The organism is Sphingomonas flavalba (assembly GCF_004796535.1).
Classification (GTDB): Bacteria; Pseudomonadota; Alphaproteobacteria; order Sphingomonadales; family Sphingomonadaceae; genus Sphingomonas_L; species Sphingomonas_L flavalba.
Genome location: NZ_SPHY01000009.1, coordinates 138,534 through 152,946 on the forward strand (window position 1 = coordinate 138,534; position 14,413 = coordinate 152,946).

The 14,413-nt window shown below is 70.1% G+C and carries 16 protein-coding genes; 1 reads left to right on the forward strand and 15 read right to left on the reverse strand.

What is annotated here, in order from left to right; all coding sequences use genetic code 11:
* Positions 1–21: 21 nt before the first annotated feature.
* From E4A53_RS10290 to E4A53_RS10320, 7 genes are read right to left on the reverse strand one after another with little or no spacing between them, the layout of a single operon-like run.
* Positions 22–459: a hypothetical protein gene (locus tag E4A53_RS10290; protein ID WP_136163015.1), complete on the reverse strand. Its 438-nt coding sequence runs from the start codon at positions 457–459 to the stop codon at positions 22–24.
* Positions 459–1,784, reverse strand: a complete 1,326-nt coding sequence (locus tag E4A53_RS10295; RefSeq protein ID WP_136163016.1) for a FliI/YscN family ATPase — start codon at positions 1,782–1,784, stop codon at positions 459–461. Before E4A53_RS10295 ends, E4A53_RS10290 begins: the two co-directional genes overlap by 1 nt.
* Positions 1,784–2,551, reverse strand: a complete 768-nt coding sequence (locus E4A53_RS10300; RefSeq protein ID WP_239018255.1) for a FliH/SctL family protein — start codon at positions 2,549–2,551, stop codon at positions 1,784–1,786. Before E4A53_RS10300 ends, E4A53_RS10295 begins: the two co-directional genes overlap by 1 nt.
* The gene (gene fliG, locus E4A53_RS10305) at positions 2,544–3,563 is read right to left on the reverse strand and encodes a flagellar motor switch protein FliG (RefSeq protein ID WP_136163017.1); all 1,020 of its coding nucleotides are present in this window, start codon (positions 3,561–3,563) and stop codon (positions 2,544–2,546) included. The genes E4A53_RS10300 and fliG overlap by 8 nt, the downstream gene beginning before the upstream one ends.
* Before the next feature lie 2 nt (positions 3,564–3,565).
* Positions 3,566–5,284, reverse strand: coding sequence for a flagellar basal-body MS-ring/collar protein FliF (fliF, locus tag E4A53_RS10310; protein WP_136163018.1), 1,719 nt, complete (start codon positions 5,282–5,284; stop codon positions 3,566–3,568).
* Between the two features lie 3 nt (positions 5,285–5,287).
* Positions 5,288–5,644 carry a flagellar hook-basal body complex protein FliE gene (gene fliE / locus E4A53_RS10315; RefSeq protein WP_136163019.1) on the reverse strand — a complete coding sequence of 119 codons (357 nt, stop codon included), beginning with the start codon at positions 5,642–5,644 and terminating at the stop codon, positions 5,288–5,290.
* Complete coding sequence (locus tag E4A53_RS10320) at positions 5,635–6,915, reverse strand: sigma-54 interaction domain-containing protein (protein WP_136163020.1); 1,281 nt, start codon at positions 6,913–6,915, stop codon at positions 5,635–5,637. Before E4A53_RS10320 ends, fliE begins: the two co-directional genes overlap by 10 nt.
* A 274-nt stretch (positions 6,916–7,189) precedes the next feature.
* Here E4A53_RS10320 and E4A53_RS10325 point away from each other — a divergent pair, with 274 nt between their 5' ends.
* Positions 7,190–8,011: a flagellin N-terminal helical domain-containing protein gene (locus E4A53_RS10325; protein ID WP_136163021.1), complete on the forward strand. Its 822-nt coding sequence runs from the start codon at positions 7,190–7,192 to the stop codon at positions 8,009–8,011.
* Between the two features lie 86 nt (positions 8,012–8,097).
* On the opposite strand, the gene E4A53_RS10330 is transcribed toward E4A53_RS10325, so the two are convergent.
* The 8 genes from E4A53_RS10330 to E4A53_RS14655 form a co-directional block, all read right to left on the reverse strand.
* Complete coding sequence (locus E4A53_RS10330; protein ID WP_168694361.1) at positions 8,098–9,135, reverse strand: sensor histidine kinase; 1,038 nt, start codon at positions 9,133–9,135, stop codon at positions 8,098–8,100.
* Between the two features lie 86 nt (positions 9,136–9,221).
* Complete coding sequence (locus E4A53_RS10335; protein ID WP_136163023.1) at positions 9,222–9,959, reverse strand: FliA/WhiG family RNA polymerase sigma factor; 738 nt, start codon at positions 9,957–9,959, stop codon at positions 9,222–9,224.
* Positions 9,960–9,973: 14 nt separating this feature from the next.
* Positions 9,974–12,061, reverse strand: coding sequence for a flagellar biosynthesis protein FlhA (gene flhA, locus E4A53_RS10340; RefSeq protein ID WP_136163024.1), 2,088 nt, complete (start codon positions 12,059–12,061; stop codon positions 9,974–9,976).
* 4 nt (positions 12,062–12,065) lie between these two features.
* Complete coding sequence (locus E4A53_RS10345) at positions 12,066–12,914, reverse strand: lytic transglycosylase domain-containing protein (protein WP_206366300.1); 849 nt, start codon at positions 12,912–12,914, stop codon at positions 12,066–12,068.
* A gap of 115 nt (positions 12,915–13,029) precedes the next feature.
* Positions 13,030–13,341, reverse strand: a complete 312-nt coding sequence (locus tag E4A53_RS10350; RefSeq protein ID WP_136163025.1) for a flagellar protein FlgN — start codon at positions 13,339–13,341, stop codon at positions 13,030–13,032.
* Complete coding sequence (gene flgM / locus E4A53_RS10355; RefSeq protein WP_136163026.1) at positions 13,338–13,631, reverse strand: flagellar biosynthesis anti-sigma factor FlgM; 294 nt, start codon at positions 13,629–13,631, stop codon at positions 13,338–13,340. Before flgM ends, E4A53_RS10350 begins: the two co-directional genes overlap by 4 nt.
* Before the next feature lie 78 nt (positions 13,632–13,709).
* Positions 13,710–14,204 (reverse strand): flagella basal body P-ring formation protein FlgA, encoded by a 495-nt coding sequence (locus tag E4A53_RS10360; protein WP_136163027.1) that lies wholly within the window; start codon positions 14,202–14,204, stop codon positions 13,710–13,712.
* Positions 14,201–14,413 (reverse strand): hypothetical protein (locus E4A53_RS14655; RefSeq protein ID WP_206366301.1); only part of this gene is annotated, 213 nt, incomplete at its 5' end. The genes E4A53_RS10360 and E4A53_RS14655, both read right to left, overlap by 4 nt.

Sequence of the window (14,413 nt, forward strand, 5' to 3'; positions counted from 1 at the left end):
GGCGCTCCGTGACGAATGGGTTCACCCCGATTTTAGCAAGGAGTGTGCCAGCGCTCGCGCCGGGTGCGGGGCGTTTTCCAGCGCGCGCCGCGCGTCAATGGTCTGCGCGTCCAGTTCGCGGGCGATCAGCTTCTCGATCGCGCCGTGGTTGCGCTTGGCGGCGCCGGTCTGGGCACGGGCGGCGTCCAGTTGTTCGGTAGCGGCGGCGATCCTGCGCTGTGCCTCCTGCTGCGACTGGGCGAGCCGGTGGCGGTAATGCGCGGCGGCGAACAGGTTGATGCCGGCCGCCGTGCCCTCGCGCGGCGCCACCGCTTCGGACAGCGTCTCGATCCGCCGGGCCAGCGCATGGGCGCTGCTCTGGCGGTCGATCGCGGCGACTTCCTCGGCCCGCGCCTGATCGAGCTGGAACGCGCGCACCCGCAGCAGCCGCTGCAACCGGGCCGGGTCGCGCCGCTGCATCACGCGTCGCCGAACAGGCCGGTCAACTCGGCAACCGCCTCGGCCAGGCCGACGCTTTCGTCGGCGCCCTGGCGGATATATTCGAGGATCGCCGGATAGCAGGCGATCGCCTGGTCCAGCGCCGGGTCGGACCCGGGGCGATACGCGCCCATCAGGATCAGGTCGCGGTTTTCCTCATAGGCGGCCAGATGGCGGCGTAGCACCCGCGCCGCGTTCAGATGGTCGGGCGCGGCGATGTCGCTCATCACCCGGCTGACCGACGGGCCAAGGTCGACGGCGGGGTAGACGCCGCGCTCGGCCAGCGCCCGCGACAGCACGATATGCCCGTCGAGGATGGCGCGCGCCGAATCGACCACCGGGTCGCTGCCGTCGTCGCCATCGGCCAGCACGGTGTAGATCGCGGTGATCGATCCGCCGCTGACCACATCGGCCCCGGCGCGCTCGATCAGGTTTGGCAGCATCGCGATGGCGGAGGGCGGGTAACCGCGCGCCGACGCCGGCTCACCCAGCGCCAGGCCGATCTCGCGCCCGGCATGGGCGACGCGGGTCAGGCTGTCCATGATCAGCAGCACCCGCTTGCCCTCGGCGCGGAACGCCTCGGCGATCGCCGTCGCCCGCATCGCCCCCCGAATCCGCAGCACCGGCGAATGATTGGCCGGCACCGCAACGACAACGCTGCGCCCCCGCGCCTCCCCGGCGATCTTGGTTTCCAGAAAATCGGTGACCTCGCGGCTGCGCTCGCCGATCAGCCCGACGACGACGACATCGGCCTTGACCGACCGGACGATCATGCCGAGCAGCACCGACTTGCCGACGCCGGACCCGGCCATGATGCCGATCCGCTGGCCTTGGCCGATGGTCAGCAGCCCGTTCAGCGCTCGCACGCCGACATCCAGCGGCTCGGTCACCCGGCCGCGATCGAGCGGATTCTGCAATTTTCCAGCCAGCGGCCAGCTCGCCGCGCCGCGGATCGGCCCCAGCCCGTCGATCGGGCGCCCGGCGCCGTCGACGACACGGCCGAGCAGCGCCGCGCCGACCTGCGCCTCGCCCGGCGGGCCGATCGGCCTGACCGGCGCGTCGGGCAGCAGCGCCGCCGGCCCGCCCAGATTCATCATCAGCGTGCGGCCGGCGCGAAAGCCGATCACCTCCGCCTCGATCGCGCCTGCCCCGGCACCGACCCGGCACATCGTGCCGACCGGCACCGACAGGCCGACGGCCTCCATCAGCAAACCGTCATAGGAGGCAAGCCGCCCGATTACCTCGGCGCGCGGCGCGACCGGCAATCGCAGCCGGTCGAGATAGGTTTCGGCGAAACGCTTCAGCATCATTCGGCGTCGGGCAGGGCAACGCGGTCGATCGCCGCGGCCAGTTGGGCCAGCCAGGTCGCCGGCCCATCCTCGATCGCGGTCGTCTTGGTCTCGATCAGCAGCCCGCCGCGCTCGATGCCCTTGTCGGCGATCGCGAACACCCGCTCGGGCAGCCGCCCCTCGACCAGCGGCAGGTCGTCAGGGTGCAGGCGCAGCAGCGCCGGCTCGGTGCTTTCGGCCAGCAGTTCAGCCGCCGCCGCCACCCGCTCGGCCAAAAGCCCGGGCGCGATGCCGATATCGCCGACCAGCCGGGTGACGAGGAACAAAACGGTCTGGCGCAGCCGGGCGGCCAGCTCCTCGCGGTCGAACGTCTCGATCCCGGCGATCGCGCGGGCCAGATTCTCGATCGCCGCGACCTGGTATTCCGACGATTGCTGCGCGGCCACCAGCCCGGCGGCATAGCCCTCCGCCCGCGCCGCAGCACGAACCGCATCCATCCCGGTCGACGGCTGCTCGGCCTCCGCCTCCGCTTCGGTCGGCGGCCGCGACTGGCGCTCGCCCATCGGGTCGAACGGATCCCAGCCGGCGGTCGGGTTGCGACCGGGGTCGGCGGGGCTGAAATGCCGGGGCGACGGCGCCGGTGAAAAGTGCACCGGGCCGCCGTCGGCGCCGGGGCCGCCGGCGGCGAAGCCGGCACGCATCTGCGCCATGTAATCGCCCAGCGCGCCGGAATCGACGGTCCGCGCGCCCTCGCCCGGCAGGAATCCGCCGCGCGGATCAGACATAGTCGTCGTCCCGTCCACCGAGCATCAGCGTCCCCTCCGCAGCCATCCGCCGCGCGATGCCGAGGATCGCCTTCTGCGCCTCCAGCACTTCGGACAGGCGCATCGGCCCGCGCGCTTCCATCTCGTCGCGGATGCCGTCGGCGGCGCGCGCCGACATGCAGCCGAGGAAACGCGCCCGCGCCTCCTCGTCGACGCCCTTCAGCGCGACGGTCAGGATATCCGCCTCTATGCTGCGCAGCAGCGCGCCCATATTCTTGTCGTCCAGCGCCAGCAGATGATCGAAGACGAACATTTCCTCCTCGATGCGCCGGGCGACTTCGCGGTCCATCTTGGCAAGGCGCGGCATCACCTTCTGCTCGGTGGCGCGCCGGGTGTTGTTCATGATCGCCGCCGCCTCGCGGGCACCGCCCAGCGCCACCGTCGCCGGCGCCTTGGCCTGGGCGATCCGCGTCGACAGCATCTCGCGCAGCATGTCGAGCGCGTCGGGCGAGACCGGGCCGAGCGTCGCGACGCGGTGGACCACGTCGGGCTGGATCGCCTCCGGCAGCAACTGCAGCACCTCGGCGGCGACCGCCGGGTCGAGGTTGGCGATCAGCACCGCCGCCAGTTGCGGGTGCTCGCCCTCGATCAACCGGGCGATCTCCGGCGCGTCGAGCCAGTCGAGCATGTCCATCGCCCGCGCCTCCTCGCGCGGCGTGATGCGGGCCAGCACATTGTCTGCCTTGTCGGGGCCGAGCGCGCGGGCCATCGTCCGCTCGATCTGCGGGCGCGGGTCGAAACCGATGGCGGTACGCTCGCGCGCCTTGCCGACGAAATCGTCGAGCACGACGGCAACCTGCGGTTCGGCGACGTCGGCGACGGCGAACATCGCCTTGCCCAGCATCCGCACCTCGTCCGGCTCCAGCTTCTGGAGGATGGCAGCCGCCTCCTCCTCGCCGACCAGCATCATCAGCACCGCGGCGCGCTCGACGCCGCTCAGCGACCGGCTCGCGTTCTGGACAGCGCCGTCCATCGTCACGCCCCCGCCTTGGCGTCGGCCTGGATCATGTCGCGCACCGCCAGCGCGGCGCGGGCCGGGTTGTCGCGGGTGAAATCGCGGACCAGATTGACCTTGTCGTCATAGCTGCGCGCGCTGTCGAGCATCTCGATGCTGACCGGCTCGCGGTTGATCCCGGCGATCGCCGGCGCGCCGTCGGCGGTGCGCGACACGGCGCCGGCATCTTTCTTCCTCAGCACCGCCTTGACCAGCGGGCGCACGCCGAACAGCAGCACCAGCAGCGCGATGATCAGCGCGGTCAGGTTGCGCGCCAGCACCGGCACCCATCCGGCCTCATACCACGGCGCCGAATCCGCCTCGCCGGCCCCGCTCGCGAATTTGCGGCTGATGACGGTGATCTGGTCGTTGCGTGCCGCGTCGAAGCCGACGGCGGCGCGCACCAGGCTGGTGATCTGCTGGATCTCCTGGGCGCTGCGCGGCTTGCCGCCCTCTGCCTCGCGCAGCACGACGGCAACCGACAGGCGCCTGACCGTGCCCGGCATCGCGCGGGTGACGGACACTTCTTTGCCCAGTTCATAGGAGCGCGCATACTGGTCCGACTGTTTCAGATTGTCGGGCATCCGCGCCGCGCCGGCCGGCGCCGGGGCGTTCGCCGCCGGGGCGCCGGGGGTGCCTATGGCCGGCGGCTGCGGCGCCTTTTCGGCCGATTTGACCTCGCTCGCCGGCGGCGCGGTATTGGACAGCGCGCCGGGGATGCCCTGCGGCACCGCCGGTTCGGACTGGTTGCCGGTCCAGTTGCCCTGCTCCGCGCGCAGCGCCCCGTCCTTGTCATAGGTTTCGCGCGTCGCCTGCGTCTCGTCCAGGTTCAGCTCGGCCTGCACCTCGGCGCTGAAATTGCCGGCGCCGACCAGCGGCGTCAGCAACTGGACCAGTTGCGTGCGGTACTTGCCCTCCACCCGGCGTTCCATGTCGATGCGCTGGTCGCCGGCGGTCGCGGCATCGCTGCCGCCGCCAGGCTTGCTCAGCAGCTGGCCGGTGCCGTCGACGATGGTCACTGCCTCCGGCTTCATCCCCGGTACCGAAGAAGCGACAAGGTTGACGATCGACCGCACCTGCGCATCGCCCAGCGTGCGCCCGGCGGTCAGCCGGACGATCACCGAAGCCGACGGCGCCGCGTTGTCGCGGACGAACACGCTCGATTCCGGCATCGCCAGATGGACGCGGGCGTCGGTGACCGATTCGATCTCCTGGATCGACTTGGCCAGCTCCGTCTCGCGCGCCTGGCGCAGCCTTTCGCCCTCGACGGCGCGGCTGACCCCCATCGGCAACTGGTCGAGGATGGCGTAGCCGCCCGGCGCCGCCTTCGGCAAATCCTGCGACGCCAGCAGCATCCGCGCGCGGTAGTAATCGTCCTCGGCCACGGTCAGCGTGCCGGTCGCGGCATCGATCCGATTGGCGATACTGCCCTTGCTCAGCGCGTCGGACACCGCCGCCTTGTCGGCATCGGACAGGCCCGAAAACACCACCTTCTGCGGCGGCGTCGACAGCATCGCCCAGGCCAGCGCCGCGACGGCGGCGAGCAGCAGCGCGGTCACTGCCGGAATGCTCCTGCGGATCGCCGGCTGCGCCAGGAATTCCTGCGCCATCGCCATCGGGTTGCGGGTCGCCTTGCCCGGCAGCGCGGGCTCGGCGGCGGGCAGGATCTCGCCTGCCGGGGAAAGTGCGTTGGTCGCCATGGGTTAGACCGGCATACTCATGATGTCCTTGTAGGCGGACAGAAGCTTGTTCCTGACCTGAAGCGTCGCCTCGAAGCTGATCGACGCCTGCTGGCGGGCCAGCATCACCTTGGCGACGTCGACGGTGTCGCCGCGCTCATAGGCATCGGTAGCGGCGCGCGCCGCCGACTGCTGCTGGTTGACGGTCTTCAGCGCCGCTTCCAGCGTCGCGCCGAAGCTGCCCGGTGCCGTGCCGCCGCCGATCGGCGGCGCCGATCCCGACTGCCCGGCATTCTTCAGCGCCTCGTTGCGTTCCAGGATCTGGGCGCGCAGCGCCAGCACCCGGTCGGCGCCCATCGGTCCGGTCACGTTCATGCCCATACACTCCGGCTCGGCGCGGCGATCGCGCCGCCTTCATCGCGGATCTTGGCCAGACGGTAGCGCAAGGTGCGCTCGGAAATGCCCAGCCGCTTCGCCGTCTCGGTCCGGCTGCCGCCGCATTGCGCCAGCGTCTCGCGGATCGCCTGGTATTCGCTGAGCTTGACGATATTGCCCAGCGTCGGCTCGGCCAGCGCCGGGGCCGGTGCGGCCGCCGGGGCGACGGCGCGGGGCGTCGCGTCGAAGATGATGTGCTCCGCGTCGATCCGATCGCCCGGCGCCATCAGCAGCGCGCGCTGGATCACGTTCTCCAGTTCGCGGACGTTGCCGGGCCAGTCATGGGCGAGCAGCACGTCGAGCGCGGCCAGCGTCGGCCACGGGATCGTCGGCCGCCCGGCGGCATGGCGCAGGATCATCGTCGCGACCAGCGCGGCTACGTCCTGTCGCCGATCGGCGAGCGGGGTGGTGGTCAGCGGGAACACGCTCAGCCGGTAATAAAGGTCGGCGCGGAACCGGCCACCGGCCACTTCCCCGCCGAGATCGCGGTTGGCGCAGGCGATGACACGCACGTCGACCGGTTCGGGCGTCGTCGCGCCCAGCGGCACGACTTCGCGCTCCTGCAACGCGCGCAACAGCTTGGCCTGCAAGGACAGCGGCATCTCCGCCACTTCGTCGAGCAGCAGCGTGCCGCCGTTCGCGGCGCGGAAAAAACCCTGCGCCGCCCCGGCCGCGCCGGTGAACGCCCCCCTGGTGTGGCCGAACAGCAGCGCTTCCAGCATCGTCTCGGGCAACGCCGCGCAGTTGACGGCGACGAACGGGCCGTCGCGCCGCTCGGATGTCGCATGGATATGACGGGCGAGCACTTCCTTGCCGGTTCCGGTCGGGCCGTTGATCAGCACGGTGATATCGCTGGCGGCGACCCGCTCGGCCAATGCGTAAAGCGCCAGGCTGTGGGGGTCGGCGGCGGTCGGCGCATCCGGCCCGCGCAGCAGCGCGGCGGCAAAGGCGTGGCCGAACACCATGTCGTCACGGCCGTAGGACAGGCGCGCCGGGGCGCCGTCGGCGGCGGGGATCACCAGCCGCTCATCGCCCTCGCCCAGCACCAGCGTGTTGCTCGGCGCCGGCAGCCCCTCGCCTTCGGTGACCATGAACGCGTCGCCCGCACGGGGCCGGGCGCTGTCATGGGCGCGCACATCGAAACCCAGCCCGCGCATCCACGACATCAACAGCGGGTTGGCCCGAGCACATGTCTCGCTCGGATAGATGGCACGCATTTGCGGATCCCCCCAGAAATTCGGACCGTGATCTTGGGACCCGCTATCGGCGCAGATTGGTAAACGCAGAGTTAAGCTAAACGCCGATCCCATAAATTTCGCTCGCGCGCGACGTGCGGGAATCTCTGTCTGGCCGCGGGGCGTTGCGGCTCCGGCACGAAAATTCCGCTTAAGCCCCGCTGCGCGCGGCCGTTCTGTGCTTCGGCGGCTCCCGCTTCGCTCCGGGATTGGGGGAGAAGGAGCGCGGCCGGGACGAACTTTGGAGATCAGGACCATGACTGTCATTTCGACGAACACCGCGGCGCTCCGTGCCCAGAACGGTTCGCGCGTCGCCCAGGACCAGTTGACCACCGCGATGGAGCGGCTGTCGACGGGCAAGCGCATCAACAGCGCGAAGGACGACGCCGCCGGCCTCGCCATCGCCACCTCGATGACCTCGCAGATCCGCGGCATGAGCCAGGCGATCCGCAACGCCAACGACGGCATCTCGCTCGCCCAGACGGCCGAAGGCTCGCTGGACGAGGTGACCAACATGCTGCAGCGCATCCGCGAGCTGGCGGTTCAGTCGGCTTCGGGCACCTACAGCGCGGCCGACCGCACCAACCTGCAGGCCGAAGTCACCGAGTTGACCTCGCAGATCGCCGACGTGCTGAAGGCCGAGTTCAACGGCGTCGGCCTGTTCAGCACCACCGCCGGCACCGACAAGACGCTCGCCATCCAGACCGGTTCGGAAAGCGGTGACACCGTCACGCTGACGATCAAGGCGATCGACGGCACCAAGATCGCCGCCGCTGCGCTCGACGTGACCGACGTCACCAAGGCCGGCACGACCCTGGACAACGTCGACGACGCACTGGCGTCGGTCGCGACGACCCGCGCCAGCCTCGGCGCCGGGCAGAGCCGCCTGTCGTCGGTGGTCAACAACCTGACCAGCAACGTCAATAACCTGTCGGACGCGCGCAGCCGCATCCAGGACACGGACTTCTCCGCCGAGACGACCAACCTCGCCAAGGCGCAGATCCTGTCGCAGGCGTCGACCGCGATGCTCGCCCAGGCGAACCAGAGCCAGTCGAACGTGCTGACCCTGCTGCGCTAATTTCGTTTTCGTAGCGTATCGTAGCGTAAGCGCACATCAGGCCCCCGGACGCCGCCCGCGTCCGGGGGTCTTTCCATGCGCCCCCTTCACCGGCTGAGGTCGGCCAGCCGCACCCGGCAGCGCCATTCGACGCCGCGCCTGTCGAACCGCAGATCGACCTCGGCATTCAGCGACCGCGCAACCATCCGCTCGATCACCTTGCGGCCGAAGCCGGAGCGGCTCGGCGCCGCCACCGGCGGCCCGTCGCGCTCCGTCCAGCGGATGATCGCCACCGGGTCCGGCCCGTCCTCCAGCTCGCAATCGATCGCGAGCCTGCCGTCGGCGGACGTCAGCGCCCCGTATTTGCAGGCGTTGGTCGCCAGTTCATGCAGCGCCATGCCCAGCACGCGCGTCGCGTTGCGCCCCAGCACCGGCGACTGCCCGGCATAGCCGACGCGCGGGTCAGCCGGCTCGACAAAGGCGCGCAGTTGCTGCCGCGCCAGGTCGTGGAGCGAACTGATATGCCCGGCATTGCCCAGCATCAGGTCCTGGGACACGGCAAGGCCGCGGATGCGCTGCTCCAGCTCCTGCTGGAACGCGGGCACGGTGCGGGCGCTGCCGCCGATCTGGTTGATCACGCTCAGCACCACGGCGAACAGGTTCTTCGACCGGTGGGCCAGCTCGCCGATCAGGAAGTTCATCCGCTCTTCGGCGATCTTGAACGCACCGATGTCGGCGACGATCGAGATCATCTCGAACGGCCGGCCCTGCGCGTCCCGTTCCAGAGTCGCGGTCAGGTCGGCCCACAATATCTCGCCGTTCGCCTTGATGTAGCGTTTCTCGAAGCGATAGCTGTCCAGCTCCCCGCTCATCACCTTGCCCAGATAATCCTCGTTCTTGCCGAGGTCGTCGGGATGGGTGATGTCCTGGAACCGGCTGCCGAGCAGGGCCTCGCGCGAATAGCCGATCATGTCGCACAGCCGCTGGTTCACGTCGACGAACGCACCGTCCAGGCTGACGCGGGCAAGGCCGACGCCGGCGAACTTGAATGTGGTCTGGTAATGTGCGGGGGTACCGGCCGATCCGCTTGCCGCGCTGGCCTCCGTACGTAACCCCGCTGACGAATCCGGCCCCGGTGATACCATGCGCAACCCCCCAGAGGGGTTTAGGGCTAACACGCGCATTGCCGGATGAACAGCCGTCGTCGCGGCCCCCGCCGGCCCCCAGAGCGCTATTCGATCCGTGCCTTCAACGCCTTGCGCAGTTTGTCATGCGCCGCCTTCTTGATCTGGCAGACCCGCGCCGCGCCGACGCCAAGCACCGCGCCGATTTCCTCCAGGTTCAGTTCCTCGACGTAATAGAGCTGGATCACCTGCGCCTCGCGCTGTGCCAGCCCCTCGATCGCGGCGACCAGCGCCCGGCGCAGATCCTCGCTCTCCAGCAACTCGAACGGGTTCGGCTCGTCGCTCATGAACCAGGGATTGTCGTCGGTATAGACGCCGTCGATCGGCTCGAACCGCACCGGCTGGGCATTGCTGTAGTCCAGCCGCAACCGCTCGGTCGTCACGCCCAGCGCGGCGGCCAGCTCCTCGTCGGTCGCCGGCCGGCCCAGCCGCTGGTGCAGCGTCGCCTCCGTCTCGGCCAGCGCCCGCCGCCGGCGCATCGCGCCACGGGTCAGCGTCGCCTGCCGGCGCAATTCGTCGATCATCGCGCCGCGCAGCCGCATCGCCAGATACTGGGCAAAGCTCACCTGCCCGCGGTCCTCGAAGGTCGCCGCCGCCTCGACCAGCGCGACCAGCCCGATCTGGATCAGGTCCTCGATCTCGACCGCGCTCGATACGCTGCCGTGGATGTGCCAGGCGATCCGCCGGACCAGCGGCATATGGTCGCGGACCAGCTGGGCATGGGCGACGGCCGGCTGCGGGCCGGAACGGGTGTAGATCTGGGCGGCGGACAGGGGTGCGTTCATCTCTGCTCTTGCTCTTATGCGGCGATCTGTTCGGGGGCGCCGACAACGGCGACGACCTCGACTGCCTTGTCGTCGGGGACTTCGGTGAAACTCATGACCGGGGTGTCTGGCAGGCAGGTCCTGACCAGCTTGCGCATCGCCGGACGGATCAGCGGCTGGACGACCAGCGCGAACGGCCTGCTCTCGGCGATCAACGGCTGGGCGGCGTGCTGCAGCGCGTCGACGATCCGCCGGCCCAGATCCGGCTCGATCGCATGGCGGTTGGACGGGTCGGACCGGATCGTCTGGCCAAGCAGCGCCTCCAGCCCGCCTTCCAGCGTCATCACGCGGAGCGGCTCGCGCGGACCGCACAGCCGCTGGATGATCAGCGCGCCCAGCTCCGGCCGGATCAGCTCGACAATCTCGTCTGGGTCGGCGGTCCGCTGGGCGACGACGGCGATCGCGGCGGCGATGCGGCGGAACTCCTTCAGCGGGATGTTTTCGGCCAGCAGCGCGCGCAGCACCTGGGTCAGCGCGGTCAGCGACAGCGGCTGCGGGGTCAGCGCGCCAACCAGCGCCGCCGCCTTGTCCTTCAGCCCGTCGAGCAGGCTCTGCACCTCGTCCGGCCCCAGCAGGTCGGCGGCATTCTGGCTCAGCACATGGTTCAGATGGGTGGCGATGACGGTGCCGGAATCGACGACCATATAGCCGGCGGCGGTGGCCGCGTCGGCGTCGCCACTGGCGATCCATACCGCGTCGAGGCCGAAGGTCGGGTCGCGCGCCGGCTTGCCGTCGAGCGGGCCGACCGCCTGGCCGGTGTCCAGCGCCAGCATCTCGTCAGGCGACACCATGTCCTCGCCGACGATGACGCCGCCGATGACGATGCGATAGGTATAGGGGGCGATGCCGATATTGTCGCGGACCCGCACCTGCGGCACGACGAAGCCCAGTTCCTTGGACAGCTGGCGGCGAACCCCGGTGATCCGCTGCATCAGCGGCGCGCCGACCCGCTCGTCGACCAGCGGCACCAGCCCGTAGCCGATCTCCAGATTGACCTGCATATGGTCGCTGACCTCGCTCCAGTCGATCCGGCTCGGGTCGGCCGCCGGCGCGTCGTCATTGGCCGCTTCCGGTGCCGGCGCGGCGGCGCGCCTGGCCAGCCGCCATGCCGCGAATCCGGCACCGGCGGCGGCGGGCAGCATCACCAGATGCGGCATGCCCGGCAGCACGCCCAGCACCGCCAGGATCACCGCCACCGGCACCCAGGTGCGCGGCGAGGAGAATTGCGAGCCGATCTGCCCGGCCAGGTCGTAGCTCGACGACACGCGGGTGACGATCGCCGCCGCCGCGATCGACAGCAGCAGCGCCGGCACCTGCGCGACCAACGCGTCGCCGACCGCCAGCATCACATAGGTCCGGCCGGCATCGCCCGCGGCCATGCCGTGGCTGACCATGCCCAGAATCAGGCCGCCGATGATGTTGATGCCAAGGATCAGCAGCGCGGCGATCGCGTCGCCCTTCACGAATTTCGACGCACCGTCCATCGATCCGTAGAAATCCGCCTCGGTCGACACCTCGATCCGACGCGCCTTGGCCTGTTCGGGGGTGATCAGCCCGGCATTCAGGTCGGCGTCGGTCGCCATCTGCTTACCGGGCAACGCGTCGAGGGTGAAGCGCGCCGACACTTCGGACACGCGGCCGGCGCCCTTGGTGACGACGACGATGTTGATGATGACCAGGATCGAAAAGACCAGCAGGCCGACGACATAGTCGCCGCCGATGATGAAGGTGCCGAATGCCTCGATGACATGGCCGGCCGCCGCCTCGCCCTCATGGCCGTGGACCAGCACGACACGGGTCGACGCGACGTTCAGCGCCAGCCGGAACAGGGTGGCGAGCAGCAGCACCGTCGGGAAGCTGGAAAAGTCGAGCGGCTTCTCGGCGTTCAGCGCAACCATCAGGATGGCGATCGACGCGGTGATGTTGGCGATGAAGAAAATGTCCAGCATCGCCGCCGGGATCGGCACGACCATCAGCATGACGAGCAGCAGGATGCCGACCGGCAGCGCCGCAAGGCGGGCGCTGTTGCTGATGCGCAGGCTGTTCAGAGCCAGTGTCGTCATCGCCTCAGCCCCCCAGCGCCGCAAGCATCAGATAGGCGAGCTTCGCCGTCTCCGGCGTCGGCCGCAGCATCGTCGCCCGGTCGCCGGCTCCGTTCGCCAGCAGCCGGTCCAGCGTCGACATGTCGCCGTCGCCTCCGTTCCGCTCGCCCAGCGCCGCCATGTCGACGGCCAGTGTCGGCCGGCCGGCATTTGCCGCCGGCGGCAAGCTCTTGCCGGTGGCGGCAAGCCGGGTGCCCTCGTCGATCTTGGCGGCAAAGCGGTCGTAGATCTCGGACAGCGATCGCGCCCGGCCGTCGGTGGCGTAGAATATCCCGCGATTGGCCGACGCCGCCGCCGGGAACAGCGCGGCGGCGCTGCGCTCCGGGCTGTGCGCCATCGTCGACAGGAACTTGCCTGCCCCGGCGACGCCCAGGAAATGCGCCATGTAGAGGTCGGTGCCGCCAACGGTGCGACCCAGCGATGCTTCCAGCACCGCCTTGTTGTCGGCGGCATGTTCGGCCGCCATCAGCGATGCCGCCTCGCTGTTGGTCCGCAAGTCGAGGATCGCGGCGCGCTGGCGGCTGTCGGCCACGTAATAGCGCCCGCCCGCCCCGCGCTGGATCGCGTCGGCCGCCCAGCCAAGGCCGTGCTCCTCGCCGTGGCGCTTGACCACGGCCAGCCAGCTCTGGTCGATGAACTGATAGAGGCCGGTTGCGCTGCTGGTGCGGGCGCGGGCGTCCGGGCGCAGGCTGGATTCGACCTGGGCCTGGCCCAGCAGATAGGAAAAATCGACGCCGGTCTTGGCGCTGGCGCGGGCAATGGCCGACTGGACCTGCCCCGTCCCCGTCATTCCCGCCAAACTGCCGATGGTCATTCCAGAACAGCCTTCGTGATCAAACCCGTTTCAGGGTTCGATCAGCAAGAGCCGTGCCAGAATGGTTAAGGGCGGATTACAACGCCGCGACCTGTCGTCGCGGCGGCGCCCCGGTTCAGGCGGCCGCGCTGCTGCGCGTATAGACTTGGCTGTTCAGCCCGGTCAGCGCCTCCAGCCGGGCGCGGACATTGGCGGCCATCAGGTTGACGTAGATGCGGCTGGTCTCGTTCAGCCGCTGGGCCTCCTCGGCCAGCGCGCGGACCTCGTCGTCCACCTCGTCCTGGCGCCACGGCCCGGCGAGCGCGCCGATGCCGGCTTCCTTGGCGCCGGTCGCGGCGGCCAGCGCGGCAACGTCGAACCGCTTCAGCGCGGCGATCTCGGCGTGGAGCGCGTCGACGACGGCGCGCAGCTGTGCGACACGGTTCATTTCTGCGACACCCAATTGAAGCTGGCGGCGATCAGCCGGTCGGCGATCCGCGCCGGCACGATCGGGAACTGCCCCTGCTCGATCGCGCGCTTGATCTGCTGAACGCGCTCGCGGTCGACCGGCGGCGTCTCCGCCATCTGCGCGGCCAGCGCGCGCACGTCGGATTCGACCTTGGGCGCCGTGCGGCTGTCGGCCGGCCTGGCCGCCGTGCGGGCGGCGTCGACCTTCTCGACGCCGGCCTTGGCGGACCCGGAAACGGTTCCGGGTTTGAAGCTGATGGGGTCAATCACCGTTCCTGCCCTTCCCCGTTCGATGGACGTTACGAAACAGTGAACGGCAGGGCGCGCGCAAACTTTACATAAATTCCGTCACCAGCCCGGCAATGTCGCCTTGCCCGGTTCGACGGCGATCGCCTGCACCGGCGTCTTGACCCCGGCAATGCGGATGCCGACGCGCGCGCCCGGCGCCGCGTCGGCGATGGCGACTCCGTCGCTGCTGACTGAAAAACCGGCGCTTTCCGCCATGATCGTCACCGGGTCGCCGCGCCGGATCACCGGCTCCGCCCGGGCCGCCACGGCGACGACGGCGCCAGGCGCCATCGGCTGCGCCTTGACCGGCACGAACAGCCGCCAGCCGCCCGGGCACTGGACGACAACCGCGTCCTGCCGCTCGCTGCGCCAGGACAATACCGGCGCCGCCGGGCAGTCGGCCAGCTTCAGCCGCCGGTCGATCGGCGCCAGCGGCCCGCCCTCGGCGCCGACCGGCGCGCCGGAAAACTGCACCACCGCGCGTTCCAGCGCGGCAAGGTCGGTCGCGGCCGCCGCCGGGGTGGCGAGCGCGGCAAGCAGAACAAAGCGGATCATCGGGTTCCTCCAGGCGATTGGGGCGAAACATGCGGGGCAAAGGCGACGGTCACCGTCACCCGCCGCCCGGCGGCGCGGCCGCGCGCTGGTTCGGGCGCCAGTGCGGCGGCAATGGTCATGCGTGCCGGCGCGATCGTGCCTTCCAGCGCCGCCGCCACCGCCGCCGCGCGGGCGGAGGCCAGCGCCAGCGCGCTGCCGTCCAGCCGGTC

Excerpts from the sequence above, each read along its gene's own strand:
- E4A53_RS10325 (WP_136163021.1), top strand. The coding sequence starts at position 7,190 with ATGACTGTCATTTCGACGAACACCGCGGCGCTCCGTGCCCAGAACGGT.
- E4A53_RS10335 (WP_136163023.1), bottom strand. The coding sequence starts at position 9,959 with ATGAACGCACCCCTGTCCGCCGCCCAGATCTACACCCGTTCCGGCCCG.
- E4A53_RS10360 (WP_136163027.1), bottom strand. The coding sequence starts at position 14,204 with ATGATCCGCTTTGTTCTGCTTGCCGCGCTCGCCACCCCGGCGGCGGCC.
- E4A53_RS10345 (WP_206366300.1), bottom strand. The coding sequence starts at position 12,914 with ATGACCATCGGCAGTTTGGCGGGAATGACGGGGACGGGGCAGGTCCAG.
- E4A53_RS10295 (WP_136163016.1), bottom strand. The coding sequence starts at position 1,784 with ATGCTGAAGCGTTTCGCCGAAACCTATCTCGACCGGCTGCGATTGCCG.
- E4A53_RS10330 (WP_168694361.1), bottom strand. The coding sequence starts at position 9,135 with ATGGTATCACCGGGGCCGGATTCGTCAGCGGGGTTACGTACGGAGGCC.
- fliF (WP_136163018.1), bottom strand. The coding sequence starts at position 5,284 with ATGGCGACCAACGCACTTTCCCCGGCAGGCGAGATCCTGCCCGCCGCC.
- E4A53_RS10350 (WP_136163025.1), bottom strand. The coding sequence starts at position 13,341 with ATGAACCGTGTCGCACAGCTGCGCGCCGTCGTCGACGCGCTCCACGCC.
- fliG (WP_136163017.1), bottom strand. The coding sequence starts at position 3,563 with ATGGACGGCGCTGTCCAGAACGCGAGCCGGTCGCTGAGCGGCGTCGAG.
- E4A53_RS10290 (WP_136163015.1), bottom strand. The coding sequence starts at position 459 with ATGCAGCGGCGCGACCCGGCCCGGTTGCAGCGGCTGCTGCGGGTGCGC.
- E4A53_RS10320 (WP_136163020.1), bottom strand. The coding sequence starts at position 6,915 with ATGCGTGCCATCTATCCGAGCGAGACATGTGCTCGGGCCAACCCGCTG.
- E4A53_RS10300 (WP_239018255.1), bottom strand. The coding sequence starts at position 2,551 with ATGTCTGATCCGCGCGGCGGATTCCTGCCGGGCGAGGGCGCGCGGACC.
- flhA (WP_136163024.1), bottom strand. The coding sequence starts at position 12,061 with ATGACGACACTGGCTCTGAACAGCCTGCGCATCAGCAACAGCGCCCGC.
- fliE (WP_136163019.1), bottom strand. The coding sequence starts at position 5,644 with ATGGGCATGAACGTGACCGGACCGATGGGCGCCGACCGGGTGCTGGCG.